23 protein-coding genes and 1 pseudogene are annotated in these 26,298 nt (G+C 72.1%); 15 read left to right on the forward strand and 9 right to left on the reverse strand.

Annotated elements, in window-relative coordinates; genetic code table 11:
- The first annotated feature begins 45 nt into the window (after window positions 1–45).
- On the forward strand, window positions 46–987 hold the full coding sequence (locus tag IF54_RS0134210; RefSeq protein ID WP_030325974.1) for an SMP-30/gluconolactonase/LRE family protein: 942 nt from the start codon (window positions 46–48) through the stop codon (window positions 985–987).
- A gap of 24 nt (window positions 988–1,011) precedes the next feature.
- Window positions 1,012–2,277 carry a multidrug effflux MFS transporter gene (locus tag IF54_RS0134215; protein WP_037820994.1) on the forward strand — a complete coding sequence of 422 codons (1,266 nt, stop codon included), beginning with the start codon at window positions 1,012–1,014 and terminating at the stop codon, window positions 2,275–2,277.
- Between the two features lie 16 nt (window positions 2,278–2,293).
- Here the strand turns inward: IF54_RS0134215 and IF54_RS0134220 are convergent, their stop codons facing one another.
- Window positions 2,294–3,283: an acyl-CoA dehydrogenase family protein gene (locus tag IF54_RS0134220; RefSeq protein ID WP_030325977.1), complete on the reverse strand. Its 990-nt coding sequence runs from the start codon at window positions 3,281–3,283 to the stop codon at window positions 2,294–2,296.
- On the reverse strand, window positions 3,283–4,461 hold the full coding sequence (locus tag IF54_RS0134225) for an acyl-CoA dehydrogenase family protein (RefSeq protein WP_030325979.1): 1,179 nt from the start codon (window positions 4,459–4,461) through the stop codon (window positions 3,283–3,285). The genes IF54_RS0134220 and IF54_RS0134225 overlap by 1 nt, the downstream gene beginning before the upstream one ends.
- Before the next feature lie 103 nt (window positions 4,462–4,564).
- Here IF54_RS0134225 and IF54_RS0134230 point away from each other — a divergent pair, with 103 nt between their 5' ends.
- From IF54_RS0134230 to IF54_RS0134240, 3 genes are read left to right on the forward strand one after another with little or no spacing between them, the layout of a single operon-like run.
- Window positions 4,565–5,353 carry an SDR family oxidoreductase gene (locus IF54_RS0134230; RefSeq protein WP_030325981.1) on the forward strand — a complete coding sequence of 263 codons (789 nt, stop codon included), beginning with the start codon at window positions 4,565–4,567 and terminating at the stop codon, window positions 5,351–5,353.
- 51 nt (window positions 5,354–5,404) lie between these two features.
- Window positions 5,405–5,992, forward strand: coding sequence for a TetR/AcrR family transcriptional regulator (locus IF54_RS0134235; RefSeq protein WP_030325983.1), 588 nt, complete (start codon window positions 5,405–5,407; stop codon window positions 5,990–5,992).
- Between the two features lie 26 nt (window positions 5,993–6,018).
- Window positions 6,019–7,176 (forward strand): acetyl-CoA C-acetyltransferase, encoded by a 1,158-nt coding sequence (locus IF54_RS0134240; RefSeq protein WP_030325985.1) that lies wholly within the window; start codon window positions 6,019–6,021, stop codon window positions 7,174–7,176.
- A 31-nt stretch (window positions 7,177–7,207) separates the two neighbouring features.
- On the opposite strand, the gene IF54_RS0134245 is transcribed toward IF54_RS0134240, so the two are convergent.
- The 4 genes from IF54_RS0134245 to IF54_RS0134260 are packed head-to-tail and all read right to left on the reverse strand — an operon-like array spanning window position 7,208 to window position 10,731.
- Entirely contained in the window at window positions 7,208–8,299 is a 1,092-nt protein-coding gene (locus IF54_RS0134245) for an NAD(P)H-dependent flavin oxidoreductase (RefSeq protein ID WP_051735642.1), read from the reverse strand.
- Window positions 8,296–9,111, reverse strand: a complete 816-nt coding sequence (locus IF54_RS0134250; RefSeq protein ID WP_030325990.1) for a CoA-transferase — start codon at window positions 9,109–9,111, stop codon at window positions 8,296–8,298. Before IF54_RS0134250 ends, IF54_RS0134245 begins: the two co-directional genes overlap by 4 nt.
- Window positions 9,108–9,971: a CoA transferase subunit A gene (locus IF54_RS0134255; protein WP_030325992.1), complete on the reverse strand. Its 864-nt coding sequence runs from the start codon at window positions 9,969–9,971 to the stop codon at window positions 9,108–9,110. The genes IF54_RS0134250 and IF54_RS0134255 overlap by 4 nt, the downstream gene beginning before the upstream one ends.
- Window positions 9,964–10,731, reverse strand: a complete 768-nt coding sequence (locus IF54_RS0134260) for an enoyl-CoA hydratase family protein (protein ID WP_030325993.1) — start codon at window positions 10,729–10,731, stop codon at window positions 9,964–9,966. The genes IF54_RS0134255 and IF54_RS0134260 overlap by 8 nt, the downstream gene beginning before the upstream one ends.
- Before the next feature lie 78 nt (window positions 10,732–10,809).
- Here IF54_RS0134260 and IF54_RS0134265 point away from each other — a divergent pair, with 78 nt between their 5' ends.
- The 3 genes from IF54_RS0134265 to IF54_RS0134275 all read left to right on the forward strand — a co-directional run bounded on the left by IF54_RS0134265 (window position 10,810) and on the right by IF54_RS0134275 (window position 13,618).
- Entirely contained in the window at window positions 10,810–11,586 is a 777-nt protein-coding gene (locus tag IF54_RS0134265; protein WP_030325995.1) for an SDR family oxidoreductase, read from the forward strand.
- Window positions 11,587–11,772: 186 nt separating this feature from the next.
- The gene (locus tag IF54_RS0134270) at window positions 11,773–12,684 is read left to right on the forward strand and encodes an SDR family oxidoreductase (RefSeq protein ID WP_030325997.1); all 912 of its coding nucleotides are present in this window, start codon (window positions 11,773–11,775) and stop codon (window positions 12,682–12,684) included.
- 70 nt (window positions 12,685–12,754) lie between these two features.
- The gene (locus IF54_RS0134275) at window positions 12,755–13,618 is read left to right on the forward strand and encodes an alpha/beta fold hydrolase (protein ID WP_030326001.1); all 864 of its coding nucleotides are present in this window, start codon (window positions 12,755–12,757) and stop codon (window positions 13,616–13,618) included.
- Between the two features lie 110 nt (window positions 13,619–13,728).
- On the opposite strand, the gene IF54_RS0134280 is transcribed toward IF54_RS0134275, so the two are convergent.
- Window positions 13,729–14,010, reverse strand: coding sequence for a GlsB/YeaQ/YmgE family stress response membrane protein (locus IF54_RS0134280; protein WP_030326002.1), 282 nt, complete (start codon window positions 14,008–14,010; stop codon window positions 13,729–13,731).
- Window positions 14,011–14,239: 229 nt separating this feature from the next.
- On the opposite strand from IF54_RS0134280, the gene IF54_RS0134285 reads away from it, so the two are divergent.
- The 6 genes and pseudogenes from IF54_RS0134285 (at window position 14,240) to IF54_RS0134310 (ending at window position 23,643) form a co-directional block, all read left to right on the forward strand.
- Window positions 14,240–14,788 (forward strand): SRPBCC family protein, encoded by a 549-nt coding sequence (locus tag IF54_RS0134285; RefSeq protein ID WP_030326003.1) that lies wholly within the window; start codon window positions 14,240–14,242, stop codon window positions 14,786–14,788.
- 35 nt (window positions 14,789–14,823) lie between these two features.
- A pseudogene (locus IF54_RS39955) lies at window positions 14,824–17,116 on the forward strand (FdhF/YdeP family oxidoreductase).
- Window positions 17,117–17,255: 139 nt separating this feature from the next.
- Window positions 17,256–18,101 carry an RNA polymerase sigma factor SigF gene (locus IF54_RS0134295; protein WP_030326004.1) on the forward strand — a complete coding sequence of 282 codons (846 nt, stop codon included), beginning with the start codon at window positions 17,256–17,258 and terminating at the stop codon, window positions 18,099–18,101.
- A 52-nt stretch (window positions 18,102–18,153) separates the two neighbouring features.
- On the forward strand, window positions 18,154–20,583 hold the full coding sequence (locus IF54_RS0134300; protein WP_234439127.1) for a SpoIIE family protein phosphatase: 2,430 nt from the start codon (window positions 18,154–18,156) through the stop codon (window positions 20,581–20,583).
- 161 nt (window positions 20,584–20,744) lie between these two features.
- Window positions 20,745–22,556: a protein kinase domain-containing protein gene (locus IF54_RS0134305; RefSeq protein WP_030326007.1), complete on the forward strand. Its 1,812-nt coding sequence runs from the start codon at window positions 20,745–20,747 to the stop codon at window positions 22,554–22,556.
- 265 nt (window positions 22,557–22,821) lie between these two features.
- Window positions 22,822–23,643 (forward strand): class I SAM-dependent methyltransferase, encoded by an 822-nt coding sequence (locus tag IF54_RS0134310; RefSeq protein ID WP_030326009.1) that lies wholly within the window; start codon window positions 22,822–22,824, stop codon window positions 23,641–23,643.
- Between the two features lie 52 nt (window positions 23,644–23,695).
- Here IF54_RS0134310 and IF54_RS0134315 read toward each other — a convergent pair whose 3' ends face one another.
- The gene (locus tag IF54_RS0134315) at window positions 23,696–24,199 is read right to left on the reverse strand and encodes a GNAT family N-acetyltransferase (protein WP_030326011.1); all 504 of its coding nucleotides are present in this window, start codon (window positions 24,197–24,199) and stop codon (window positions 23,696–23,698) included.
- A 296-nt stretch (window positions 24,200–24,495) separates the two neighbouring features.
- Here IF54_RS0134315 and IF54_RS0134320 point away from each other — a divergent pair, with 296 nt between their 5' ends.
- Window positions 24,496–25,638 carry a serine hydrolase domain-containing protein gene (locus tag IF54_RS0134320; protein WP_051735643.1) on the forward strand — a complete coding sequence of 381 codons (1,143 nt, stop codon included), beginning with the start codon at window positions 24,496–24,498 and terminating at the stop codon, window positions 25,636–25,638.
- Here the strand turns inward: IF54_RS0134320 and IF54_RS0134325 are convergent.
- Complete coding sequence (locus IF54_RS0134325) at window positions 25,631–26,263, reverse strand: TetR/AcrR family transcriptional regulator (protein ID WP_051735644.1); 633 nt, start codon at window positions 26,261–26,263, stop codon at window positions 25,631–25,633. The genes IF54_RS0134320 and IF54_RS0134325 overlap by 8 nt on opposite strands.
- Between the last annotated feature and the right edge of the window lie 35 nt (window positions 26,264–26,298).

Raw genomic sequence — 26,298 nt, forward strand, 5'->3', positions numbered from 1 at the left:
CTCACCAACCGGCAGCGGTCCTGACGCACCACAGGAGATCCCCCCATGCATGTGCGCACCACCGTCACCGCGCTGGCCGTCGCCGCGGCGCTGCTGAACTCCGCGGCGACCGCCACCGCGGCCACCGAGCCGTTGTCCCGGCCCCATGTCGTGGCCCACTTCAGCCTGGCGTCCTCGCAGCAGCCCGAGAACATCACCGTCGACCGCACCGGATCGGCGTACCTGACCTTCTCCTTCGCCCGCCAGATCGTCCGCCTCTCCCCCGGCGGACACCTCCACGTGCCCGCCACGCTCCCCGCCCCCGCGAAGGCGAGCACCCCCAACCTCGGCAAGGCGTTCGTCGGGGGCATCGCCCGCGCCGACGACGGCACGCTCTACGTCACCTACGCCACCGGCACCGCCGACCTGACCGGCGTCTGGGCGGTCCGCCCCGGCGGCCGTCCGCACCGGATCGCCGCCCTGCCCGCCGACGGACTGCCCAACGGCCTCGCCCTCGACACGCGCAGGCACCGGCTCTACGTCACCGATTCCGTCCGCGGCGTCATCTACAGCCTCCCCGCCGACGGCGGCACGGCGACCGTCTGGGCCCGCGGCACGGCCCTCGAACCCAGTACCTTCGCCGGCGCCAACGGCCTGAAACTGCACGATGGAGCGGTCTGGGCCACCAACCTCGACAAGGGCACGGTCCTGCGCATCCCGGTCACCGCACACGGCTCGGCGGGCCGGATCGAGGTCCGCGCCACCGGCATGCCCTCCATCGACGACTTCGCCTTCACCGGACAGGGCGACACCCTCCTCGCCGCCCGCGACGACAACGAGGTCGACCTCGTCCGCCCCGACGGCACCCACACCGCGGTCCTCACGGCGGCCGACGGCCTGCGGACCCCGACCTCCGTCGCGGTGCACGGCGACACGGTGTACGTCCCCAGCGCCGCGTATCTCACGAACGAGGACCCCAACCTCCTCGTCGCCCACCTCGCCCACTGACACCGACTCAGCCCTGGAACGGACATGGCCGACACCGGCACCGCCAGCGCCGAACGCGCACGATCAGCAGCACCGCGGGGCCGCACGCCCAGCCGTCTCCCTCTCGTGCTGGTCCTGGGTTCCCTGACCGCGCTCGGCCCCCTCACCATCGACCTCTACCTTCCCGCCCTCCCCCGCGTCGGCGCGGACCTGCACGTCTCCCCGGCCGTCACCCAGCTCACCCTGACCGCCTACATGGTCGGGACCGCCTTGGGCCAGCTGGTCGTCGGCCCGCTCAGCGACACCCTCGGCCGCCGCCGGCCCCTGCTGACCGGCCTGTCGGTTTACGTCGTGGCGGGCGCTCTGTGCGCGCTCGCCCCGGACCCCGGAGTGCTCATCGGCATGCGACTGGTCCAGGGGCTGGCGGGCGCGGCGGGCATCGTCATCGCGCGGGCCGTCGTGCGCGACCTGTACGACGGGCTCGGCGCCGCCCGTCTGCTGTCCTCGCTGATGCTGGTGTCCGGCACCGCGCCGATCCTGGCGCCCGTGCTCGGCGCGCAGTTGCTGCGACTGACCTCCTGGCGCGGTGTGTTCGTGGCCCTGACCCTGTTGGGCCTGGTCGTCCTGACGGCCACCACCGCCCTGCTGACCGAGACCCTGCCGCCCCCGGAGCGGCGGCACGGCGGCCTCCGGGCGACCCTGCGCACCATGCGCGACCTGGTGCGCGACCGCCCGTTCACCGGCTACCTGCTCACCGGGAGCCTCGGCTTCGCCGCCCTGTTCGCCTACATCGCGGGCTCCTCCTTCACCCTCCAGGAGGTCTACGGCGCCTCCCCGCAGAAGTACAGCCTGCTGTTCGGCCTCAACTCGCTCGGCATGGTCGCCACGGGGCAGCTCAACGGCAGGTTCCTGCTCGGTCGTCGTCCCTCTCACCGGGTGCTGGGCATCGGCCTGGCGGTGCTCGGCGCCGCGGGTACCGCCCTGGTGCTCCTGGTCACCGTCAGCCACGCGGGCCTGCCCTGGATCGCGGTGGCCCTCTTCCTCACCGCCTGCCCGGTCGGCATGATCCTTCCCACCGCCACGGCCCTGTCCCTGCAACGCGCCCCGCACGCGGCGGGCAGCGCCTCCGCGCTGGTGGGCACCACCCAGTTCCTGATGGGCACCCTCGCCCCCGCCCTCTCCGGTCTCGGAGGACGGGCCAGCGCTCTTCCCATGGCGGTGTCGGTGCTCGGCCTGGCCGTCGCCGCGGCCGGCTGCTTCCTCACCCTGTGCCGTCCGTGGCAGACCGCTCCCGACCCGCTGGCCGGATGAGCCCGACGCGGGCTCTTCACCGGGAGTTCGGAATCACGCGGGCGCGGCAGGCCGAGGGGGTGCCCCAGGCAGTACGCAGGGAACGGGCCTTGCGGATCCATAGGGAGAGGTCGAGTTCGTCGGTGTAGCCGATGGCACCGTGGCACTGGAGTGCGGTGCGGGCGGCCAGGTGGACCGCCTCGCCTGCCGCGGTCTTCGCCGCCGCGATGTCCCGGCCGCTGTCGCCGGTCGCGGAGGCGAGCGAGAGGGCTGCCGCGTGGACGAGCGGTGCGGTGAATTCGAGGCTGATCAGGACGTCCGCGAGCTGGTGCTTGATCGCCTGGAACGATCCGACGGGTCGCCCGAACTGGTGGCGTTCCCGCACGTGGGCGACGGTCCGGTCGAGCAGTGTCCGGCCGACTCCCAGTGCCTGGGCCGCGGTGGCGAGTCGGCCCACGTCGGCGGCGTGCGCGGCAGCGCGCCGCACGTGCGGCCCCTCCGCCAGGACGGTGCCGCACGTCGGCCGGGCCAGACGGCGGGCCGGGTCGGCGGACGGCTGGACGGGCCCGGTGGAATCGGCCGCGCGCAGGGTGTCACCGGTGACGACGAGGACGACGTCGGCCATGTCCGCGTCGAGGGCGTAGGGACTGTCGTCCCCCGGAGGGCACAGGGTCACGACGGTCTTGCCGGAGGCGATGCCGGGGAGCCAGGTCGTGTGCCCGTCGCCGAGCCCATCGAGCAGGGCGGCCGCCGCGACCGTCTCGACCAGCGGGCCGGGCACGGCGTGACGGCCCAACTCCGTATAGGCAACGGTGAGTTCGACCGGGAGTAGGCCGAGGCCGTCATGCTCCTCCGGGACCGAGAGCCCGAACACACCGGCCTCCGCGAGGCGGCTCCACAGTGCCCGTCCGGGGCCATGGTCACCGTTGCTCCAGGCCCGGACGACGGCCGGGGTGTCGGCCGCCTTCAGCAGGGCGTCGAGTGAGCTCGCGAACTCCCGTTGCTCGTCGTCGAGGAGGAAGCGCATCACCGGCGTCCCTTCGGCAGGCCGAGCAGCCGCTCGGCGATGATGTCGCGCTGGATCTCGTTGGTGCCCGCGTAGATCGGACCGGCCAGGGAGAAGGTGTGCCCTTCCGCCCAACTGCCCTGCTCCGGCGCCTCGTCGGCGTGGTCGGCGAGTTCGCCGTAGGGGCCGAGGAGGTCGAGCGCGGTCTCGTGCAGGGCGATATCGAGTTCGGACCAGTACACCTTGTTCATGCTGGACTCGGCGCCGATGGAGCCGCCCGCGGCGAGGCGTGAGGCACCGGCGTAGGTGAACAACTGGTAGGCGCGGGCGCCGATCACGGCGTCGGCGACGCGGTCGCGCAGGGCGGTGTCGGCGGGATCGGCCCGGTCCCGCCACAGCCGGGTGAGCCGGTCGGCGGCCGCGGTGAAGCGGCCGGGGCTGCGCAGGGTGAGGCCACGTTCGTTGCCCGCGGTGCTCATCGCGACCCGCCAGCCCTGGCCGGGTTCGCCGATGACGTCCTCGTCGGGTACGAAGACGTCGTCGAGGAAGAGTTCCGCAAAGGCGGGTTTGCCGTCGAGCCGTCCGATGGGCCGTACGGTCACACCGTCGGCGTCGAGCGGGAACATCAGGTAGGTCAGGCCCCGGTGGGGTCGGCCCTCGTCCACGCCGCTCCGGTCACTGCGGAAGAGACCGAAGGCCCGGTCGGCGAAGGCGGCGCGGGAGGACCAGGTCTTCTGGCCGTTCAACAGCCAGCCCCCGTCCGCCCGGCGGGCCGTGGAGCGCAGCGAGCCGAGGTCGGAGCCGGCCTCGGGTTCCGACCATGCCTGGGCCCAGATGACCTCGCCGGTGGCCATCGGCGGGAGGACGCGGGCGCGCTGCTCGGGGGTGCCGTGCTCGAAGAGGGTGGGAGCGAGCAGGTTGATGCCGTTCTGGCTGACCCGGCCGGGCGCGCCGGCCGCGTAGTACTCCTCCTCGAAGATCAGCCATTCCAGTACGGAAGCACCTCGGCCGCCGTATTCCTCGGGCCAGGAGACGACGGACCAGCGGTCGGCGGAGAGGGTGCGCTCCCACGCCCGGTGCGCGGCGAAGCCCTGCTCGGTCTCCAGCGAGGGCAGGGGTGTGCGGGGTACGTGGGCGGCGAGCCAGGCGCGGGCCTCGGTGCGGAACGCGTCCTCGGCGGCCGAGAAGTCGAGGTCCATCAGGCTCCGGCTCCTTCCCTAACAAGTGTTTGGTAGGTTAACGTACGGGGCGTCAGCCGTCGAGAGTCGAACGCGCCGCCGGCCTGTCCAAGGAGGCCCGTCCGTGACCACCTCCCCGCCGCCCTACGAGCCCGGCCACCAGCTGCTCGCGGGCCGAGCCGCCCTCGTGACCGCGGCCGCCGGTGCCGGTATCGGTGGGGCGACCGCGCGGCGGCTGCTGGAGGAGGGCGCGAGCGTCGTCGTATCGGATGCGCATGCGCGCCGGCTCAAGGAGTCCGCGGCCGAACTCGCCGACACCTTCGGAGCGGACCGGGTCGCCTCCCTTCCCTGTGACGTCACCGACGAGGACCAGGTGGCCGCGCTGTTCGACCTCGCGGCGGAGCGGCACGGGCGACTGGACATCGTCGTCAACAACGCCGGGCTCGGCGGGACCGCTGATCTCGTCGACATGAGCGACGAGCAGTGGTCGAAGGTGCTCGACGTGACGCTCAACGGCACCTTCCGCTGCACGCGGGCCGCGCTGCGGCGGATGAAGGCGGCGGGACAGGGCGGAGTCGTCGTGAACAACGCCTCCGTCGTCGGCTGGCGGGCGCAGCGGGGCCAGGCCCACTACGCCGCCGCGAAGGCGGGCGTGATGGCGCTGACCCGGTGCGCCGCCCTGGAGGCCGCCGAGTTCGGCGTCCGCGTCAACGCGGTGGCACCGAGCCTGGCCATGCACCCCCATCTGGTGAAGGTGACGACTCCGGAGCTGCTGGAGGAGCTGACCGCCCGGGAGGCGTACGGGCGCTACGCCGAGCCGTGGGAGGTGGCCAACGTGATCGTCTTCCTGGCGTCCGGCTACTCGTCGTACATGACGGGCGAGGTCGTCGCGGTCAGCAGCCAGCGCGCGTGAGGCGACAATGACCCCGTGCCGAACAGTGACAGTGACCGCAGGAAGACGGCGATGAGCGGCGGGCCCGAGCGCCGTGAGGAACTCCTCGCCACCGCCGCCGAGGTGTTCGCCGCGCAGGGGTACCGCGCCACCACCGTCCGCAGGATCGCGGACGCGGCGGGGATCCTCGCGGGCAGCCTGTACTACCACTTCGACTCCAAGGAGTCGATGGTCGACGAGATCCTCTCCACCTTCCTGACCGACCTCTGGGCGCGCTACGACGCGGTGCTCGCCGGGGGTCTCGGGCCCAGGGAGACCATCGAGGCGCTCGTCACCGAGTCCTTCCGGGGGATCGACCGGCATCACGCGGCCGTCGCGATCTACCAGAAGGAGGCCAGGGTCCTCCAGACCCAGCCGCGCTTCGCCTATCTCGCGGACTCCCAGGTGAAGTTCGAGAAGGCCTGGCTGGGCACCCTGGAGCGCGGAGTGGCCGAACGGGCCTTCCGTGCCGATCTCGACATCCGGCTCACGTACCGCTTCCTGCGCGACACCGTGTGGGTCGCGGCCTCGTGGTACCGGCCGGGCGGACAGCACAGCCCCGAGGAGATCGCCCGACAGTACCTGTCGATGGTGCTGGAGGGCATCAACCTGCGGGAATGATCCCCTGAAGCCCTCAAGGAGCGGCCATGGCCGAGGCATACATCGTCGAAGCGGTCCGTACCCCCGTCGGCAAGCGGAACGGCGGACTGGCCGCCGTCCACCCCGCCGACCTGGGCGCCCATGTGCTCAAGGCGCTGATGGAGCGGTCGGGCGCCGACCCGGCGGCCGTCGAGGACGTCGTCTTCGGCTGCCTGGACGCCGTCGGACCGCAGGCCGGTGACATCGCGCGCACCAGCTGGCTGGCGGCCGGACTGCCGGAGGAGGTGCCGGGCACCACCGTGGACCGGCAGTGCGGATCCTCGCAGCAGGCCGTGCACTTCGCCGCGCAGGGCGTGCTCTCCGGCACCCAGGACCTGGTGGTCGCGGGCGGTGTGCAGAACATGTCGATGATCCCGATCGCCTTCGCCACCCGGCAGGCCGCCGAGCCCCTGGGGCTGACCCAGGGCCCGTTCGCGGGCTCGGTGGGCTGGCGGGCCCGGTACGGCGACCGGCCCGTCAACCAGTTCGTGGGAGCCGAGACGATCGCCGGGAAGTGGGGCATCTCCCGCCAGGACATGGAGGAGTTCGCGCTGCGCTCCCATCAGCGGGCCGTCCGCGCCATCGACGAGGGCCGGTTCGACCGCGAACTCGCCCCCTACGGCGAGGTACCCACCGACGAGGGGCCGCGCCGCGACACCAGCCTGGAGAAGATGGCGGGGCTGAAGCCGGTCATCGAGGGCGGCCAACTGACGGCGGCCGTCTCCTCCCAGGTGTCCGACGGCGCCTCCGCGATCCTCCTGGCGAGCGAACGGGCCGTGCGGGAGCACGGGTTGACCCCGCGGGCCCGTGTCCACCACCTGTCGGTGCGCGGCGAGGACCCGATCCGGATGCTCAGCGCGCCGATACCGGCGACCGCGTACGCCCTCAAGAAGGCCGGGATGACCATCGACGACATCGACCTGGTCGAGATCAACGAGGCGTTCGCGTCCGTGGTGCTGGCCTGGCTGAAGGAGACCGGCGCCGAACCGGAGAAGGTCAACGTGAACGGGGGCGCGATCGCGCTGGGCCATCCGCTGGGCGCCACGGGTGCCAAGCTCATGGTCACCCTGCTGCACGAACTGGAGCGCACGGGCGGCCGGTTCGGCCTCCAGACGATGTGCGAGGGCGGCGGCCAGGCCAACGTCACCATCATCGAACGGCTCTGACGGTAGGTCGACGGCCCTATGCACCCGAGGATCAGCGCAGTCGCTTCAGCGTTGTCAGGGCCTCCGCCATGATGGACTCGACCAGTTCGGCGCAGGACGGCAGGTCGTCGATCAGACCGGCGACCTGGCCGGCTGCCATCACGCCGAGGTCGGTGCGGCCGTCCACCATGGCCGCCTTCAGCAGCATGGGCGTGTTCGCGGCGAGCAGGACCTGGCTCCAGGTCAGGTCCTTGCCGTGCTTCATGGACAGGCCGTCACGGACCATGGCGGTCCAGCTCAGGCCGGACTCCCGTCTGAAGGCGGACGCGTGGCGCAGGGCACGGGCGAACGCCCGGGTACGGCCCGCGCGTTCCAGCGTGTCGACCAGTTCACTGCGCAGCATCCGGTGCGGCAGGCCGTCGACCTTGGTGGTGACGGTGACGTCCTGTACGCCCGCGGCCAGATAGCGGGCCTTGACCGGGGCGGGGACCGCGCTGTCGGAAGTCAGCAGGAAGCGGGTGCCCATGGCGATGCCGGCCGCGCCGTAGGCGAGCGCGGCGACCAGGCCGCGTCCGTCGCGGAAGCCGCCGGCCGCGATCACCGGGATGTCCACGGCGTCGACGACCTGCGGCAGCAGCACGGTGGTGGCCACGCTGCCCGTGTGGCCGCCCCCTTCGCCACCCTGTACGAGCACCGCGTCGACGCCCCAGCCTGCCACCTTCTCGGCGTGGCGGCGGGCGCCGACCGAGGGGACGACGACCACTCCGGCGTCCTTGAGGCGGGCGATGAGGTCCCGGTTCGGCGCGAGCGCGAAGGACGCCACCCGTACGCCCTCGTCGATCAGGACGCGCACCCGCTCGGCCGCGTCCGAGGCGTCCGCCCGCAGGTTGACCCCGAACGGGGCGTCCGTACGGGACTTCACCTCGCGTACGGCGGACCGCAGTTGCGGCACGGTCATGGTGGCGGAGGCGAGGATCCCCAGTGCGCCGGCCCTCGCCGTGGCGCTCACCAGCCGTGGCCCGGCCACCCATCCCATACCGGTCTGGACGATCGGGTGCCGTACGCCGACGAGTGCGGTGAGCGCGGTGGGGATGGTGCCATCGGCGGGAGGGGTGCCGTCGGTGGTGAGGGTGCCGTCGCTCATGCGGGGACCTCACGGGTGCGGAGGTCGCCGGGGTCCAGGACCTCGCGGATCAGCCGCAGTTCGTCGGCGTCTGGGGCGCGGGTGTACGGCACCTCCGCGGGGACGGTGAGCGCGAACCCGGTGGCCTCCTCGACCTGTTCCACGGTGACGCCGGGGTGCAGGGAGCGCAGCCGCATGGTGCGGTCCGGGGTGTCGAAGTCGAACACGCCCAGGTTGCTGATGACTTCGGGGATGCGGTGGTAGCGGGTGGCGGAGGGACCGGCCTCGGCGGCGCGGGCGTAGCCGACTCCGCTGACCATGTCGACGTGCTCGACGAAGACGCGCGGCGAGTGCTTTGGGATCCAGTAACTGGTGGGGTTGTTCAGGGTGTTGACGGGTGCGCCCCGCACTCCCAGCAACTGCCGCGTGGGGCGGGCCCAGTCGCCGATGCAGGAGATGTTCTGGTTGCCGTGGCGGTCGATCTGGCTCGCGCCCATCATCACGTGCCGACGGCCGGTGGCGACCAGGGCCAGGTGCTGGCGGTAGGGCAGCCAGCCCTCCACGATCCCGGGTGGGGCGCCGAGGGCGGGGGTGTCGCCGATGAGCAGCGCCTCTCCGTCGGTGAGGAGCAGGTCGGGGGCGAAGGTGAGCCTGGCCAGCCGGGCGCCGAGGGTGGGGACGGTGCCCATGGGACTCGCGAGGATCTCGCCGGCGTCCCGCCAGGCCTCGGCGCAGGCCACCACGCAGTACTCGGCGCGGGTCGCGTCGCTCGTCGTGGGTGCGTTCGCCGAGGGTGCGTTGGTCGGGGGTGTGTTCGTCCGGGGTGCGCTCACGTCCGCTCCTCGTGGAATGCCGTGACCGCCGTCCGGTACGCCTGTTCGTCGCCGGACAGGAAACGGTCCGTGAACGCCCGCCAGGCCTCCGGATCCCGGGCGGCCTGCGCGTAGGCGCGCTGGAAGGGCTCGTCGCGGTCGTAGTCGGGCACGCAGGAGGTGAAGTGGGCTCCGCCCGGCGTCTCGACGACCCCGGTCACGAAGGCCCGTTTGACCAACAGGCTCTGCGGGGCCGCGTCCTTGAGCAGGTCGGCGGTGTCGACGATCTGCTCGCAGGACACGTAGGCGGTGTCGGCGGCCTGGCAGAAGAGGTCGTCGAAGTACGGGTCGGGGCCGAGGTACTGGGCGTTGCCGCGGGTGTCCGCCCGGTTGAGGTGGACGAGGGCGGCGTCCAGCCGCAGGGCCGGGACGGCGACGAACTCCTCACCGTCGTCGTAGGGCGAAGTGACGGTCCGCAGGCGGGGGTTGACCTTCATGACGTCCGATCCGAGGGCCGCCCTGACCGGAAGGAACGGCAGGCGCTGCGCGGCCGCGGTCAGGCCCCACATGAACATCGCCTCGTCCAGTTCCTCCAGTGCGAAGGCGCCCCGCTGCCGGGCCGCGGTGAAGTGCGGCTCCAGGGGGATGGAGTCGAGGGTGGCGAAGGCGGCGACCAGCTTGCGGATCCTCCCGGCGGCGGCGAGGAGTCCGACGTCCGGACCGCCGTAGGAGACCACGGTGAGGTCGGTGACGTCGGTCCGCAGGAGGGCGCGGACCAGGGCCATCGGCTTGCGCCGCGATCCCCAGCCGCCGATGCCGACGGTCATGCCGCTGCGGAGGCGGCCGACGGCCTCCTCGGCGCTCATCGTCTTGTCACTCACCGGCGCCACCCTCCGGCGACTTGGACGCCACGAACGCGTCGCGGTGCCGGTCGGAGACACCGCTGAGGTTGGCCTCGAAGGTGAAGCCCTGCTCGAAGCGGTAGCTGCGGCGGACGTCCACCGGGTCGATGCCGTTGATCGCCGCCTTGGCCAGGCGGATCAGCAGTCCGTCCTTGGCCGCGATCTCACGCGCCAACTCCAGTGCCGCCTCCGTCAGTTGCCCACGCGGCACCACGCGCCACACCGAGCCGTGCCGGTACAGCTCCTGGGCGGTGACGGTGCGCGAGGTGTAGTACAGGGTCCGCATCAGGTGCTGGGGCACCAGGCGGGCCAGGTGGGTGGCCGCGCCGAGGGCGCCCCGGTCCAGCTCGGGCAGTCCGAAGGTCGCGTCCTCGCTCGCCACGATCGCGTCCGCGTTGCCGACCAGGCCGATGCCGCCGCCCAGGCAGAAGCCGTGCACGGCGGCCACGACCGGGACCTCGCAGTCGTACACCGCCGCGAACGCCTCGTAGCAACCGCGGTTGGTGCCGACGAGGGCCGCGTGGCCGTCGGTGCGCTGCATCTCCTTGATGTCGGCGCCCGCGTTGAACCCGCGCCCGGAGGCGGTGAGCACGACACAGCGCACCTTGGGGTCGGCCCCGGCGGCGCGCACCGCGGCGGCGAGCTCGTACCAGCCCTGCACGGGGAGGGCGTTGACCGGTGGGAAGTCGACATTGACGACGGAAACGCCCTCATCGGGGGCTGCGGTGGAGACACCCATGAGCTATTCAGCTACCTTTCCACCAAACGTTTGTTAGGCACGAAGGTAGCAGCGGAGCGCACCCTCCGGGAGGGCCTCATGGCATCGGTCATCGAGCTGGACGGCAGGGTCGCGGTGGTCACCGGCGGCACGCGCGGGGTGGGCGCGGGCATCACCCGGGCCCTGCTGGAGGCGGGCGCCGAGGTCGTCGTCTGCGCCAGGCGCCCACCGGAGGCGCCGGTGCGGGCCGACGGGCGCACGGCCCGGTTCCTGCCGCTGGACCTCCGGGACGCCGACGCGGTGACCGGCTTCTTCCAGCGGGTGCGCCGGGAATGCGGCCGCCTCGATGTCCTGGTCAACAACGCGGGCGGCACGCCGTACCGGATGCTGGACGAGGGCGGGGCCCAACGGCACGCGCGCGTGGTCGAGTTGAACCTGCTGGCCCCGCTCACCGCGTCCCTGGCCGCCTACGAGGTGATGCGCGAGCAGCCCGAGGGCGGGTCGATCGTGATGATCGGAAGCGTCAGCGGCAGCCGCCCCTCCCCCGGTTCGGCGGCCTACGGGGCCGCGAAGGCGGGTCTCGATCAGCTCGCCCGGACCATGGCCGTGGAGTGGGCCCCGCTCGTGCGGGTCAACACCCTGGTGCTGGGCATGGTCCGCACCGAACTGACCCGGCTGCACTACGGCGACGAGGAGGGCGTGGCCGCCGTGGGGCGCACCGTCCCGCTCGGCCGGCTCGCCGACCCCGCCGAGGTGGGCGACGCCTGCGCGTTCCTCGCCTCCGACCGCGCCTCCTACATCTCCGGTGCGAGCCTCTTCGTGCACGGCGGCGGGGAGCGACCGGCATTCCTCGACGCGGCCACCGCCAACCGCTGAGCCGGCGGCCACCGAGGGACCCACGAGTCGTCCGGCAGCCCGACCCGCGAGCCGACCGCCGACCGCCGACCGCCCAGTGAGCCGTCCCCAGCCCAACCCACGAGCCGTCTGACCGGCCCATCCGCCGGCCACGGCCGTCGCCCGACCGGTCAGCAGCCACCGACCCACGACGTGAGGATGATCCCCATGAACGGACTGTGCACCGGACGCGTCGCCGTCGTCACCGGCGCCGGCCGTGGACTCGGCCGCGCGCACGCGCTCGCCCTCGCGGCGGAGGGCGCCGCGGTCGTCGTCAACGACCTCGGGGTCGGCGTCGACGGGACCGGTAGCGCTGCCGGGCCCGCGCAGCAGGTCGTCGATGAGATCCGGGCACTCGGGGGACGGGCGGTCGCGCACGGCGGTGACATCGCGACGACCCAGGGCGCCGCGTCCCTCGTCCGTACGGCCCTGGAGACGTACGGCCGTCTGGACGCCCTGGTCAACAACGCCGGGTTCCTGCGCGACCGGATGCTGGTCAACCTCGACGAGGACGACTGGGACGCCGTCCTGCGCGTCCATCTCAAGGGCCATTTCCTGCCGTTGAAGCATGCCGCCGCACACTGGCGCGGGGAGGCGAAGGCCGGGCGGACCCCGGTCGCGCGGGTGGTGAACACCAGCAGCGGGGCGGGCCTTGCGGGCTCGGTCGGGCAGGGCAACTACAGCGCGGCGAAGGCCGGAATCGTCGGGCTGACGCTGGTCGCGGCCGCTGAACTGGCCCGCTACGGCGTCCAGGTCAACGCCGTCGCCCCGGCCGCCCGCACCCGGATGACCGAGGCGACCTTCGCCGAGACCATGGCCGCCCCCGGCGACGGCGGCTTCGACGCCATGGCCCCGGAGAACGTCTCCCCGCTGGTCGTCTGGCTCGCCTCCCCCGCGTCCGCCGGGGTGACCGGACGGGTCTTCGAGGCCGAGGGCGGCCGGATCACCGTGATGGAGGGCTGGCGGCCCGGACCCACGGTCGACAAGGGAGCCCGCTGGACCCCGGAACAGGCGGGCGAGACGGCGCTGCAACTGCTGGCGGAGGCGGAGGTGCCGCGGCCGGTGTACGGGGCCGGTTAGAACGGCCCTTCGCCGGACGCGGCGGTGCCGTGGGCCACGATGCCCGGCGGTGCGGGCTAGCGTTCCAGGTATGGCCTCCGGCACCGCCCCTCACTCCCACGGCGAGCGGCTCCTCGACATCAACGGTGCCGAGTTGTGCGTCGAGACCTTCGGAGACCCCTCGGCCCAGGCGATCGTGCTGGTCGCCGGGGCCTGCGCCTCGATGCTGTGGTGGGACGCCGAACTGTGCGTACGGATCGCCGCCGGTGGCCGGTTCGTGGTGCGGTACGACCACCGGGACACCGGCCGCTCGACCTGCTGCCCGCCCGGGCGGCCGACGTACACCTACGCCGACCTGGCCCAGGACGTGCTGGGCATCCTGGACGCCCTCGGTGTCGAGCGCGCCCATCTGGTCTGTCAGTCGATGTTCGGCGGGATCGGTCTCCTCCTCGGGGTGGACCGGCCCGACCGGGTCGCGACGCTGACGTTCGTGTCGACCTCGACCGGCGCCGCCGACCTGCCGCCGCCCGCCGCGGACCTGGCCATGCCGGCCGCACCGGATGCCTCCGACCCGGCCGCGGTCGTCGCGTACGTGGTCGCCGGGGCGAGGGCGTGCGCCGGCGGGTCGCCGTACTTCGACGAGGCCGCGATCCGGGCGCTGGCCGAACGGGACGTGGCGCGTGCCAGGAACTACGCGTCCACGCTGCTGAACCACTACGCCATCGGGTTCGACGAGCCGTCCGGGGGCGGCTTCGGCGACATCACGGCCCCCACGCTCGTGGTGCACGGCGACCTCGACCCACTGCTGCCCCCGGCACACGGCGAGGCGCTGCGCGACGCGGTACCCGGCGCGGAGCTGCTCGTCCTGGAAGGGGCGGGGCACGACGTGCCGAGGGCCGTGTGGGACGCCTTCGTCCCGGCTCTGGTGCGGCACACGGCGGGAGGCGAGTCGTGACTCCGGCAGCCCCAGAAGGACGCGCAAAGCCCCGTGGGCCGGAATCCGCTGATGGATCCCGGCCCACGGGGCAGTGGTCGATTTATCGACCTGTAGGCGCTGGCGAGACGTCAGGCGTGCCGGTGGGAGCGCCCTCGGTTACCGGTGAAGACCCGGTAGAGGGCGAGCAGGATGAGGGAGCCGACTATCGCGGCGATCCAGGTGGAGATCTCGAAGAACCCGTCGACCGAGTCGACGCCGAAGATCACCTTGCCCAGCCATCCTCCGAGCAGGGCGCCCACGATCCCGATGAGCATGGTGATGATGACACCGCCGGGGTCCTTGCCCGGCATGATGGCCTTGGCGATCGCTCCGGCGAGCAGGCCGATGATGATCCACGCGAGGATTCCCATGGTGTCTGTCCCTCTTCCTTCATGAGATAAGGACTGCGTCAGCACATCGTGTTTACCGTCCGCGCGCATACAAACGTTTCCTGTGAAATCCGTTTCACCGAAAGGCCGCGCGCAGGCCGGGCCCGAGCAGTTCACATGCCTGTTCGGGCGACTCGAAGGGCGCGATCTGGGAACCGGGAGAGGAGCCCGGGCGCGTGAGCCCGGTTCGCCGACCGGAGGAGAGGCCACGATGGCACGCGCAGACGAGTCGCGGCAGCACGTCGAGGAGACCGTCGAGGTCGCCGTTCCGGTGCGTACGGCGTACAACCAGTGGACGCAGTTCAAGACCTTCCCGCGCTTCTCGGCCGTGGTGCACGCCGTCGAACAGGTCAGGCCCACCGTGACCGCGTGGACCATCGGCTACGGCCCGCTGCGCCACCGTTTCCCCGTGGAGATCGTGGAGCAGGACCCTGACACGTGCCTGATCTGGCGCGGTCTTGACCAGCACCCCTCCCATCAGGGCGAGGTGCGGTTCAGGCCGACACGGTCGGGCGGCACGGCGGTCACCGTCCGGATGCGCCTGGAACCGCGCGGGGCCGCGAAGCTGCTCCTGGGCTCGTCCAAGGGCACGCAGGTGGTCGCCCGGTTGGTGCGCCGCGAGCTCGGGAGCTTCAAGGACTACATCGAGGGGGTCGGGCAGGAGTGTGGCGCGTGGCGCGGCACCATCCGCAACGGCCGCGTCCAGCACGACCACCCGGAACCGCCGAGGAGCCGGGTGGCCCGGTGGCCCGTCGGCTGACCCGCGTTCCGGACCCGCACAAGAGAGGCGTACCGATGCAGCACCCGTCAGGTCAGGAGCCGGAGGACACCCTCTCCGTGACACCGCCGAAGAAGTGGGCGGCGGGGGTTCCCGCGGTCGTGCACGCGCTGGAGTACTCGCTGGAGCAGACCTCACCGCGCAGGACCGGGGTCGACCTGCTGACGATGAACCAGGTGGGCGGGATCGACTGCCCCGGCTGCGCCTGGGCTGATCCGAAGCCAGGGAACCGCCATCGCAACGAGTACTGCGAGAACGGCGCCAAGCACATCAACGACGAGGCCACGACCCGCCGGATCACCGCCGACTTCTTCCGCGAGCACAGCGTGTCCGAGCTCGCCGAGCGCTCCGACATGTGGCTCAACCAGCAGGGCCGCCTCACCGAGCCGATGATCAAGCGGCCGGGCTCCGACCACTACGAGCCCCTCGCATGGCAGGACGCCCTCGGCGTGCTGGCCGGCGAGCTCACCTCGCTGGACTCCCCCGACGAGGCGGTCTTCTACACCTCGGGCCGGGCCAGCAACGAGGCCGCCTTCGTGCTCCAGCTCTTCGCCCGCGCCTTCGGCACCAACAACCTGCCTGATTGCAGCAACATGTGCCACGAGTCCAGCGGCTTCGCCCTGAGCGAGACGCTGGGGCACCGGCAAGGGCACTGTCAGCCTCGACGACCTCCACCACGCCGACCTGATCTTCCTGGTGGGGCAGAACCCGGGCAGCAACCACCCGCGCCAGCTCTCCGCGCTGGAGGAGGCCAAGCGGAACGGCGCCCGCATCGTGGCGGTCAACCCGCTGCCCGAGGCGGGGCTGCGGCGCTTCAAGAACCCGCAGAAGCCGCGCGGTGTCGTCGGCCGCGGCACCCAGATCGCCGACCGTTTCCTGCACATCAAGCCCGGCGGCGACCTCGCCCTGTTCCAGGCCCTGAACCTGCTGCTGCTGGAGGCCGAGGACGCCCGGCCCGGCACCGTGCTGGACCACGACTTCATCGACGCCCACACCAGCGGATTCGACGAGTTCACCGAGCACGCCCGCAGCGTCGACTGGGACGAGGTGCGGACGGCGACCGGACTGACCCGCGAGGCGATCGAGAAGGTCCGCGACGAGGTCCTGCGCAGTGAACGGGTCGTCGTCTGCTGGGCGATGGGCATCACCCAGCACAAGCACGGCGTGCCCACGATCCGGGAGATCGTCAACTTCCTGCTGCTGCGCGGCAATCTGGGCCGGGCCGGTACCGGCGCCTGCCCGGTGCGCGGGCACAGCAACGTGCAGGGCGACCGCACCATGGGCATCTGGGAGCAGATGCCGGACACGTTCCTGGACGCTCTCCAGAAGGAGTTCGGCTTCGACCCGCCGCGCCCGCACGGCCTCGACTCGGTCAACTCGATCAAGGCGATGCGCGAGGGCCGCGTGAAGGTGTTCCTGGCCCTCGCCGGCAACTTCGTGCGGGCAGCTCCCGACAGCGAGGTCACCGAGGAGGCGATGCGCTCGTGCCGGCTGACCGCCCACATCTCCACCAAGCTCAACCGCTCGCACACCGTGTGCGGGGACACCGCGCTGATCCTGCCGACCCTCGGCCGCACGGAGCGTGACGTCCAGGCAGACGGCGAGCAGTTCGTCACCGTGGAGAACTCCATGAGCGAGGTGCACACCTCCCAGGGCCGCCTGGAACCGGCGTCCCGGCTGCTGCTCAGCGAGGTCGCCATCCTGTGCCGGCTGGCCCGCCGCACCCTCGACGGCAGGACGGACATCCCCTGGGACCGGTTCGAGGCGGACTACGGCACGATCCGCGACCGCATCGCGCGCATCGTGCCGGGATTCCACGACTTCAACGCGCGGGTGACGCGCCCCGGCGGCTTCCAGCTGCCCAACCCGGTCAACGAGGGGGTGTTCGACACCGCGTCCGGCGAGGCCATGTTCAGCTGCAACGAGCGGGTGGTCCCCAGGGCCCCCGAGGGCCATCTGCTGCTCCAGACCTTGCGCTCGCACGACCAGTGGAACACCGTCCCCTACACGCTGAACGACCGCTACCGGGGCATCCACGGCAGCCGGCACGTCGTCATGGTCAACCCGGCCGACCTCTCCCGACTGGGGCTGGCGCAGGGCGACCACGTCGATCTCGTCAGTGTCGCAGCGGACGGCACCGAGCGCCGGGCCGCGGACTTCTCGATCGTCTCCTACCCGACGGCACCGGGCTCCGCCGCCGCCTACTACCCCGAGACCAACGTCCTGGTCCCGCTGGACAGCGTCGCCGACATCAGCAACCAGCCCGCCTCCAAGGGCGTCGTGGTCCGCCTCGAACCGACCGGCGCCTGATTCGCAGGACGCGTTTTCCAGGGTCTGGCAGATTGCCTTCCGAACAGCAGGAGTGGATCGTGGACGCCGGGGTAGGCGCGGGTTTGTCGGCCGCCGGGGTGGGCGGCGCTGAGGGTTTGATTCCGGGAGGGGAACAATCATGGCGGTGACGACAAGGACAACGTCCGCAGCGAGGACCACCGAGCTGCCCCAGCTGGCGGAGCCCTCCCAGGTGGCGCCCAAGGACGCGCGGCAGCTGTCGCGGCTGTTCTTCGAGCAGCTGGCCGTGCTGGAAGAGGGCACGCCCGAGTACCAGTACGCCCGCAACACGCTGATCGAGATGAACATGTCCCTGGTCCGCTTCGCGGCCGGCCGGTTCCGCAGCCGTGGTCCGGAGGAGATGGAGGACATCGTCCAGGTCGGCATGATCGGCCTGATCAAGGCGATCGACCGGTTCGAGCTGTCCCGCGAGGCGGAGTTCACCTCGTTCGCCATCCCCTACATAGTCGGCGAGATCAAGCGGTTCTTCCGCGACACCACCTGGGCCGTCCACGTGCCGCGCCGGCTCCAGGAGGCCCGCGTCCAGCTGGCCCGCGCCACCGAGGAACTCCGCAGCCGCCTCGGCCGCACCCCGACGGTGAAGGAACTGTCGGAACTGATGAGCCTGCCCGAGAACGAGGTCATCGAGGCCCGCATCGCCGCCAACGGCTACAACTCCGCCTCCCTGGACGCCACCATCAGCGGCAGCCAGGACGGCGAGTCGGTCCTCCAGGACTTCATCGGCGCCGACGACACGGCCCTGGAGCTGGTGGAGGACTTCCACGCGCTGGCCCCCCTCATCGCCGGTCTCACGGAGCGCGAGCGGCTGATCATCCACATGCGGTTCGTCGAGGAGCTCACGCAGTCGGAGATGGGCGAGCGCCTCGGCATCTCCCAGATGCACGTCTCGCGGTTGCTCTCGCGCACGCTGACCCGGCTGCGCCAGGGGATGCTCTCCACCCACTGACCCGGTCGGCGCACCTGCTGACCACGGCCGTCGGCTGTGCGATGCTCGACGCGTGACGTCACGGGAACAGCCGCCTCGGCAAGGAGCGGCGTCCGACTCCCCGGCGCTGGCGAAAGTAGTCGCACGCCAGCGGGCCGAGATCGTTGATCTTCAGCGGGTCGCGGCCCTGCTTCCGGTGCTGGAACGGGCCAAGGGCGCCGTGATGGTGCAGGAGGGGTGTTCCGCCCAGGAGGCCTACGAACTGCTCCTCGACCGGTCCGCCGAGGCCGGCCGCACCCTCGTGGAGGAGTGCTGGCTGACGCTGGGGGCCATCCGTCCGGTCCGTCGACGGCGCGGGCGGCGCCGTCAGCGACCGGAGAGCGACACCGGCGGTTCGGTGTTCGACTCGGCCCAGTACCTGGTGCCCGCAGAGCCGTCCCCCCGCCCCGCCCCGACGGGCGCGCCCCGCGACACCGCGCTGCTGCTGGGCAGGCTCGGCCTGAGCCTGGCGAACGTGCGGGACCGGCACGAGCTGGCCCGCTGTCTGCTGGAACACCTCTCGGACGGCGTCGAGGCCGGTGCCGTACTGATCTATCTCGCCGCCGGCGACACCGTGCGGCTGGCCGGGCACGCCGGCATCGACGGGGTGGACGCCGTCCGCTGGCAGCGACTGGCCGTCGCCGGGGACGGGACCGCCGTACGCGATCCGTGGCCCGCCCGGGAACCGCTGTGGTCGGAGGGGCCCGAGCCGTACGAGGCGTTCCTGGTGCCCGACGACACCGTGCGCCGGTGGCCGTCGCGTGCCTGGCTGCCGGTGGACATGGGCGGTGAGGCCGAGGAGATCGTCGCCGTGCTGCGCGGCACCGACCGCCCCTTCACGCTTGCCGAACGCGAACTGCTCGTGGCCGCGGTGCAGTTGTGCGCGGGACGGCTGACGACCCTCGACTCGGAGGTCTCCCGCCGCAAGCCGTCCGTCGACAGTGTGCAGCAGATCTTCGACGTGCTGCCGGGGTCGGTGATCCTGCTCTCCCCGCTGTCCTCGGCCGACGGGGTGGTGGAGGACTTCCGCATCGAGGCCGCGGCACCCGAGTCGGTGGACGTCGCCGGCCGTACCGGACGTCAACTCGTCGGCCTGCGGGTCCTGGAGTGCTATCCGACCTTCGCCGGTACGGAGATGTGGAAGGGCTACCTGGACGTCCTCGCCACGGGCCGGCCGTTCGCGGGCGAGCCGTTCACCTACGAGGAGGTGGTGGCCGGCATCCCGCGGCACTCCAGTTTCTCCCTGCGGGTGGCCCGGCTCGGCGAGCACCTCGTCGTCTCCTGGGTCCGGCACGACATCACGGCACGGCAGGAGCAGCGCCTGGCCACCCTCCAGCGGCTGGGCAATCTGGGCTGGGCCGACTGGAACCTCATCAGCGACACCATCACCTGGTCCCCGCACGTGTTCACGATCTTCGACCGGGACCAGAGCCTCGGACCGCTGCGCCTGGAGGACCTGCCCGAGTGGGTCCTGCCCGAGGACCTGCCCGGGCTGACGGTGGCGGCGCAGCGGCTGCTGAGCGACGGCACCGCCATCGACCAGCCCTTCCGCATCACCACCAGGGCGGGCGTGCGGCATCTGCGGATCGTCGCCGAGGCCATCACCGACGCGGACGGCACCCCGCTGGAGGTCCACGGCTTCTTCCAGGACCTCTCCGGGCAGCGGGACGCGGAACTCGCCCTGCTCAGCAGTGAACGCGCCGTCTCCGCCCAGCGCGGGCTGCTCCAGGCCGAACGCAGGATGGCGGCCCGGCTCCAGCAGGCGCTGCTGCCGCTGCCCACGGGTCCCGCCACGCTGGCCGGGCTGTGGACGAACGCGTTCTACCACCCCGCCGAGCGGGGCATCAGCGTCGGCGGCGACTGGTACAGCGCCATCGAACTCCCCGACGGGGACGCCCTGTTCGTCATCGGGGACGTTATGGGGCACGGCATCAACGCCGTCGCGACGATGGCTCAGCTCCGCTTCACGGCCAAAGGCATGATCATCACCGGGTCGAGTCTGACGGACGCGCTCACCCGGCTCAACGCTCTCCTGATGCACCTGCACTCCCTCGCCGACCGGCACACCACGGCGACGATGATCGTGGCCCGCTACCGTCCCGCCGACCGCACTCTCACCTGGGCGCAGGCCGGCCACCTGCCGCCCCTGCTGGTGCGGGACGGCGAGGCCCGGATCCTCGAGCGGCCCGCCGGCATCCTCCTCGGCGCCACCACCACCCCGGTGTTCGCGGAAGCCACGCTGCGGCTGGAGGAGGACGACCAACTGCTGATGTTCACCGATGGCCTGATCGAGCACCCCGGGCAGGACCTGACCGCGGGCCTGAGTGCCCTGGCCACGACAGCCGCGGCGGTCCTGGACACCTCCGGCCCCGACAGTCTCACCACCCTGCACATGTCCCTGGCCCACGCCGACCACCCCGACGACGTGTGCGCCCTCCACATCAGCCTGCCGCGGACCCCGTAGCGCGAGACCGGGTGGGCGAGAGCCGCAGGCGTGGTCGAAGTGACTTAAGTGAGTGAATCGCTGACTGTGCGCATCGACTGGGTTAACCTCGTCCCTCACGGGGGCCGAACAGGCGTGCATCGAATGTGACTTCGGGGGATTTCTTGTCGGGACAGCGGCCCGTGCCGACGGACGACTCGGCGGCGGCGCTGAGGCGGACCGGCGCCTCACCCTTGCGGCCCACCGACCCACCGCGGGTCGGCCCGTACGTGCCCGTCGCCCTGCTGGGCAGTGGGGGCATGGGGCGGGTCTACCTGGCGCGTCCCGCGGACGACAGTCCCGGTCTGGTCGCGGTGAAGGTGATCAGACCGGAGTACGCGGAGGACCCCCGGTTCCGGCGCCGGTTCGAGCGCGAGGCGTCCGTGCACGCCCGACTGCGCACACCGCACGCCCCCCGTCTGTGCGGGACGGGCTTCGAGGACGAACTGCTGTGGATGGCCACGGAGTACCTCCCCGGCTTCGACCTCGCGGAGGCCGTACAGGAGGCCGGAGCGCTGGCGCCCGCCGCGGTGTGGCGGCTGGTGGCGGAGCTGGGACAGGCACTCGCGGCCCTCGGCGCCGAGGAGATCGTGCACCGGGACCTCAAGCCTTCCAACGTGCTCCTGACGATCCGGGGCGCGCATGTGATCGACTTCGGAATCTCCAAGGCCGTGGACGCGAGCGCGATCACCGGTACGGGCAACCGGGTGGGGACCCCGGCCTACATGTCTCCCGAACACTTACGGGAGGGCCTGTCGGACGGGGCGTCCGACCTGTTCTCCCTGGGCGGGACACTGGTGTACGCGGCGGCCGGGCGCGCCCCGTTCGGCGACGGGACCGGCGTCGACGTCATGCACCGGGTCGCGTTCGAGGAACCGAACCCCGACGTGATCGGTGAGATCGCGGCCGTGGACCCGGAATTGGGTGCGCTGCTGACGGCCTGCCTGGCCAAGGACCCCGCACGGCGGCCCACTCCGCGGGAACTGATCGAGACCGCCCGGTCGCGCGCTGTGCCGTCCGTGTGGCCGGAGCCGCTGGGCGAGGAGGTGGCGGCCCGGCAGCGGGCGTACGAGACACTGCATCGGATGCCGGTCGCGAGCATGGTCCGGCTCCGGGGTCGGGAGGGCCTGCCACCGCGGCCGCTCCGGCCCGTCGCCGAGCCCGTCTTGCCGGGGCCGTCAGTCCCGTCCGCCCCCTCCACCCCGGAGCCTGTGGTACCGCTGCCGGCGGCGTCGGCGGAACGGCCCCCCGCGTCGGCGGCGGAGTCCGAACGGACCTCCGGCCCCGTCGGAGTCGTCGCCCGGCTCCGGGAGAGACCCTGGCGGACCGTCGCCGCGGGTCTCGTGATCTGCGTCGTGGCCGCACTGGCCGTCCTGCTCACCCACCCCGACGGCCCCGGCGGTGGCTCCCCCCAGGGCGCAGACGGTGTCCGGGCCATCGGCGGCGCGCCCCGGAACGCCTCGGCCCAGCCCGGATCCGCGACCTCCGACGGGCAGTCACGACCCGACCTCGACGGCGCCCTGAACAAGGAAGCGACCGAAGGCGGAAAGGCCGACGTGGGCACCGGCCCCGACCCGGAGCGGTCCGTGGCCTCGAGTCCGGCCGGCGGCCAGAGCGACGAGGCCTCCGCTCCCGGTGCCGCACCGGACGCCTCCTCCTCGCCCACGCCGTCCGACGACAGCACCACCGCGGGCCCGGGTACCGCGCCCTGGCTCTCCGAGTGCACCTACTACGACGGCAACGGCCGTACCCGCCTCGGCGACAGCGGCAAACGCGTGCGGCAGGTGCAGTGCATCCTGACCGAGCGCGGATACGCCGTGGGCGGCGGCGGTGTCGACGGTGAGTTCGGGACCGGTACCGAGTCCGCCGTCGAGGCCTTCCAGAGCGACCGGGGTCTGGACGCTGACGGTGTCGTCGCCCACGACACCTGGAGCGCGCTGCGCAGCGCGGAGTGACCTCGCCGCCGTACGGCTGTCCCCTGCTCCGATCGGCTCAGAGGCGGCGCGCCTCGGTGCCGCGGGCGGCCGCACGGGGAACATCGGTCGGACGGCGGCGCCGGACGGGCCGCCGGGTACCCCCCGCTGCGTGAAGAGGTCCGGACATGAAACCGTACGACGGCGCTCACCTCGGTCGTCCTCAGGAGTCGCAACACCGCCCGTGCCGCCGACGACCACCGGGCGGTCTCCACTCACCGCATTGCTGCGCACCGGCGGCGATGTGATGGCGGCGTCGGCGGAGGGCCAGGGTGGTGGCGGTCGCTACGGCGAGGACGTCTTCCGGCCCGAACAGGAGGGCGAGGGCGAGCGCATCGACTACGGCGCGCTGGCCTACGACGAGATCACCATGGCGCGACTGCGGGCCCTCGGGGCCGGTCCGGGGTGGAGCTGTCTGGACGTGGGGGCCGGCACGGGCACCGTGTCCCGCCGACTGCTGGAGGAGGCCGGCGTCGACAGCGTGCTGGCCGTGGACCGTGACGTGCGCTTCCTCGCGCGTCGCCCCGTGCCCGGTCTGGAGGTGCGGGAGAGCGACATCACCGCGCCGGGCTTCGTCACAGGCCGGTTCCGGCTCGTCCACGCCCGCTTCGTGCTGATGCACCTGCCCGAACGGGAGCGGGTCATCGCGAACCTGGCCGAACTGGTCGCACCGGGTGGTGTGCTGGTGCTGAGCGACGCGGTGGACCTGACGAACGAGCGGACCCCGGACACGCCGTACACCGAGGTGATGCGGGCGATGTGGCGGGGACTGCGCGCCGGCATCGGCACCGACGTCTCCTGGGTGCCGTCTTGTCCCCAGCTGCTGCGCGGGGCGGGGCTGGTGCGCGCCGCGGCCGAGCTGTACGTGCCCCCGCTGACCCCCGGGAGCCCCATCAGCCGCTTCTGGGCGGACACCTGGGAGCGCAGCCGGGAGGCGATGCTCGCCACCGGCACGGTCGACGAGGACACCATCGACGCGGCACTCCTCTACCTGGACTCCGACGAATGTGCGGCCCTGTCGGCAGGCATGCTCACGGCCTGGGGCTGGAAACCCGGCTCCACGGACTGACCGCGCGGGACTGCGGCGCGCTGCGGGGGGCTGCGAGGCGCTGCGGGGGGGCTCAAACCGCGGTGCGCCGCATGCACACCAGCCGGTCCCGCACGTCCCATGACCCGGTGACGGTGAAGCCGAAGCGTTCGTAGAGTGCGATCGCCCCGGTCCGCCACTGCCACACCGACAACCGCACGGTGTCCACGCCGTGTTCCGCGGTGTGCGCGAGGGCCGCTTCGAGGAGTCCGGACGCGATGCCGCGGCCGCGGAACGCGGGGTCCGTCCAGAGTCTCTTGATCTCCGACTGCCCGTCGGCCGGGGCGGTCACGACCAGACAGCCCACGGCGGCGTCCCCCAGGCGGGCCACCAGGACGACGTCGTCCGCGAACGCGGTCCACGGGTCGGAGATCTCGGCCCGGTAGCGGTCCGGCAGGTCGTCCACGTCGCCTACGGCCTCCCCCTTCTCGGCCTGCGTCCGCAGGTGGTAGGCCGCCAGCAGCGCGGCCAGGCCGTCGTCGGCCGCAGTGGTCCGCTCCGACGGGCGGACGATGACAAGGGGCTGCCGATCGGTCATGGCGTCAGGATCACACGCCGGAGGGCCGGTTCCGCACTCACGGGGGTCCCGTCTCCCTACCCCCGCTAGTGCTTCGGAGCGACTCGGGCGGCGCCGAACGGGTGGACTCGCCCGGGGCCGACCGCGCGCGGGCGGCGCGGCCGGGGCAGCGATGTTGACGAACCGCTCCAGGGGCAGCCGCCCAGAACCGGAAGAGGCACCGAGACGTGAGACGTCGTACCCCCGCCTGTCGTTTCCCCGCACGCCGGGCCCCCGCCCGCCGCATCTGCGCGGCGGCGCTGCTCGTGGCGTCCGTGATGGCTCCGCTGGCGGCGACCCCCGCCACCGCCGTGCCGGCGAACCCACCGCACCGGTACGTGGACGACGACTGCCCGCCACGGCAACTCGACCGTGCGCTGGCCTCACGGCTGGACAAGGCCATCGAGAAGGTCCGGCGGCAGGCCGGGATTCCCGGGGTCGTCGCGGGACTGTGGATGCCGGGCGAGGGCAGCTACGTCCGCGCGACGGGCGTCGCGAACACGGCCACCGGCGCACCCATGAGGACCGACATGTTCGTCCGCATCGGCAGCGAGACCAAGACCTTCACGGTCACCGCGCTGCTCGAACTCGTCGACGACGGCCGGATCGGGCTCGACGACCCGATCTCCGACTACGTCCACGGCGTGCCCGGCGGGAACCGCATCACGCTGCGCCACCTCGCCGAGATGCGCAGCGGTCTCTTCCCGTACACCGATGACGCGGCCTTCCAGCACGATCTGCTGAGCGACCCGAAGCGCTCGTTCACCCCGCGGCAGGTGCTGGCGTACGGCTTCAAGCACAGGAACACCTTCGCGCCGGGCACGCAGTTCCAGTACTCCAACACCAACCTCGTCCTGCTCGGGCTGGTGGTCGAGAGGGTCAGCGGGCGACCTCTCGCCGACTTCCTCGGGAGGCGGGTGCTGCGTCCCGCGCGGCTGCCCCACACGCTGCTGCCCGAGACCTTCGAGTTCCCGCGGCCGCACCCGCACGGCTACACGAACCAGACGCTCAGCGGTGAGGTCGCCGACAGCACGAACTGGAATCCGAGCTGGGCCTGGGCCGCCGGGGCGATGATCTCCGACCTGAACGACCTGCACCGCTGGGCGAAGATCGTCGCCACCGGAACACTGCTGCGCCCGAAGACGCAGGCCGAGAGGCTGAAGATGCTGCCCACCGGGCATCCGGGCCTGCGTTACGGCCTCGGCATCTTCGAGAGCGGCGGCTGGATCGGGCACAACGGCTCCATCCCCGGCTACGAGACCGTGACCGTGTACCTGCCCTCGCGGCAGGCCACCCTGGTGCTGATGATCAACACCGACATCCTGTACCAGGGCCAGGAACCGTCGTCGCTGCTCGCCCGGGCGATCACTGAGATCGTGACACCGGACCACGTCTACGACCGGCCCGCGCCTCTCAAGTAGCGGGCGGTGCGGTACCGGGCCGGGTCCCCGCAAGGCGCTGTTCGCGGGGACCAGGCCTGTCCGCCGTCGTCGTACGGCGGTCCACCACGGCCCGTACGACCGCGGCCACGTCCGCGCGGTCCGTGGGCCGGGCGTCGACGGAGTTGTGGATGGAGAAGCCCTCCACGAGCGCGTCGAGCGCCCGGGCCGTGAGCGGGTCGAAGTGCCGGGCCAGGGAGTCCCGGCTGGCCTGCATCCAGGAGCGCATGACCGTCCGCAGCTCGGGGTGGCGGGTGGCGAAGGCGTACAGCTCGTAGCTGAGCAGCAGATTGCGGTCGGTGCCCCAGACCTTGCCGCAGATGATCTCGACGACGGCCTCCTGTGCCTCCTCGGGAGTGCGCGCCGCCGTCAGCAGGGCGCCGTAGCGCGAGGAGACGGACTCGGCGAGGCGCGTGAAGGCCTCGGTGAGCAGGTGCTGCATGTCGTCGAAGTAGTAGGTGAGCGATCCGAGCGGCACCCCCGCGGCCGCCGCGATCCTGCGGTAGGTCACCTTGATGGCGCCGTGCTCGGCGATGACGTCGAGGGCCGCGTCGAGGATGCGCTCGCGGCGCAGCGGGTCGTTGGGGCCGCGGTTGCTGCCGGTCATCTGGGGGTCCGCCCTCTCTTCTCCCGCGCCCGGAG

This window comes from Streptomyces sp. NRRL B-3229 (assembly GCF_000719505.1).
Classification (GTDB): Bacteria; Actinomycetota; Actinomycetes; order Streptomycetales; family Streptomycetaceae; genus Streptomyces; species Streptomyces griseorubiginosus.

What these genes read in the sequence shown, in the direction of transcription:
- IF54_RS0134320 (WP_051735643.1), top strand. Translation starts at nt 24,496, where the DNA reads ATGGCTCCGCTGGCGGCGACCCCCGCCACCGCCGTGCCGGCGAACCCA.
- IF54_RS0134220 (WP_030325977.1), bottom strand. Translation starts at nt 3,283, where the DNA reads ATGCGCTTCCTCCTCGACGACGAGCAACGGGAGTTCGCGAGCTCACTC.
- IF54_RS0134265 (WP_030325995.1), top strand. Translation starts at nt 10,810, where the DNA reads ATGGCATCGGTCATCGAGCTGGACGGCAGGGTCGCGGTGGTCACCGGC.
- IF54_RS0134275 (WP_030326001.1), top strand. Translation starts at nt 12,755, where the DNA reads ATGGCCTCCGGCACCGCCCCTCACTCCCACGGCGAGCGGCTCCTCGAC.
- IF54_RS0134315 (WP_030326011.1), bottom strand. Translation starts at nt 24,199, where the DNA reads ATGACCGATCGGCAGCCCCTTGTCATCGTCCGCCCGTCGGAGCGGACC.
- IF54_RS0134325 (WP_051735644.1), bottom strand. Translation starts at nt 26,263, where the DNA reads ATGACCGGCAGCAACCGCGGCCCCAACGACCCGCTGCGCCGCGAGCGC.
- IF54_RS0134280 (WP_030326002.1), bottom strand. Translation starts at nt 14,010, where the DNA reads ATGGGAATCCTCGCGTGGATCATCATCGGCCTGCTCGCCGGAGCGATC.
- IF54_RS0134295 (WP_030326004.1), top strand. Translation starts at nt 17,256, where the DNA reads ATGGCGGTGACGACAAGGACAACGTCCGCAGCGAGGACCACCGAGCTG.
- IF54_RS0134210 (WP_030325974.1), top strand. Translation starts at nt 46, where the DNA reads ATGCATGTGCGCACCACCGTCACCGCGCTGGCCGTCGCCGCGGCGCTG.
- IF54_RS0134235 (WP_030325983.1), top strand. Translation starts at nt 5,405, where the DNA reads ATGAGCGGCGGGCCCGAGCGCCGTGAGGAACTCCTCGCCACCGCCGCC.
- IF54_RS0134245 (WP_051735642.1), bottom strand. Translation starts at nt 8,299, where the DNA reads ATGAGCGACGGCACCCTCACCACCGACGGCACCCCTCCCGCCGATGGC.
- IF54_RS0134260 (WP_030325993.1), bottom strand. Translation starts at nt 10,731, where the DNA reads ATGGGTGTCTCCACCGCAGCCCCCGATGAGGGCGTTTCCGTCGTCAAT.
- IF54_RS0134270 (WP_030325997.1), top strand. Translation starts at nt 11,773, where the DNA reads ATGAACGGACTGTGCACCGGACGCGTCGCCGTCGTCACCGGCGCCGGC.
- IF54_RS0134285 (WP_030326003.1), top strand. Translation starts at nt 14,240, where the DNA reads ATGGCACGCGCAGACGAGTCGCGGCAGCACGTCGAGGAGACCGTCGAG.
- IF54_RS0134240 (WP_030325985.1), top strand. Translation starts at nt 6,019, where the DNA reads ATGGCCGAGGCATACATCGTCGAAGCGGTCCGTACCCCCGTCGGCAAG.
- IF54_RS0134225 (WP_030325979.1), bottom strand. Translation starts at nt 4,461, where the DNA reads ATGGACCTCGACTTCTCGGCCGCCGAGGACGCGTTCCGCACCGAGGCC.
- IF54_RS0134310 (WP_030326009.1), top strand. Translation starts at nt 22,822, where the DNA reads ATGGCGGCGTCGGCGGAGGGCCAGGGTGGTGGCGGTCGCTACGGCGAG.
- IF54_RS0134215 (WP_037820994.1), top strand. Translation starts at nt 1,012, where the DNA reads ATGGCCGACACCGGCACCGCCAGCGCCGAACGCGCACGATCAGCAGCA.